The following is a 555-nucleotide window of genomic DNA, read 5'->3' on the forward strand; positions in this document are numbered from 1 at the left end:
TTGAAGGAGAACGTGGAGCTGGCGCACGCGACGGCGGACGTGACGTTCTCCTTCGAGGACTCCGTCCACATCGACGGCTCCGCCAAGGACGTCTACGCCTTCATCGACGAGGCCGGCCTGTGGTCCGAACGCCTGCCCCACGTCGCCACCGTCCGCCTCACCGAGGACACCCCCGGAGTACAGACCCTGGAGATGGACACCCGCGCCAAGGACGGCTCCGTCCACACCACCAAGTCCTACCGGGTCACGTTCCCCCACCACAAGATCGCCTACAAGCAGGTCACCCTGCCCGCCCTGATGACCCTCCACACCGGCCGATGGACCTTCGAGGAAACCCCCGACGGATCCACCCTCGCCACCTCCCAGCACACCGTCACCCTCAACACCGCCAACATCACCCGCATCCTCGGCCCCCACGCCACCACCGAAGACGCCCGCGCCTACGTCCACACCGCCCTGTCCACCAACAGCCGCGCCACCCTCCACCACGCCAAAACCCACACCGAAACCCTCACCGCACCCCACCCCCACACCCGCCCCGAGAGAAACCGCTGA

Annotated in this window: 1 protein-coding gene; it reads left to right on the forward strand. The window is 67.4% G+C overall.

Going from position 1 to position 555, the window contains the following annotated elements; genetic code table 11:
- A partial coding sequence (locus tag IE136_RS35230) for an aromatase/cyclase (protein WP_189602568.1) occupies positions 1–555 on the forward strand: 555 nt, incomplete at its 5' end.

Origin of the sequence: Streptomyces lateritius, assembly GCF_014649715.1 — a bacterium.
GTDB classification, from domain to species: Bacteria; Actinomycetota; Actinomycetes; order Streptomycetales; family Streptomycetaceae; genus Streptomyces; species Streptomyces lateritius.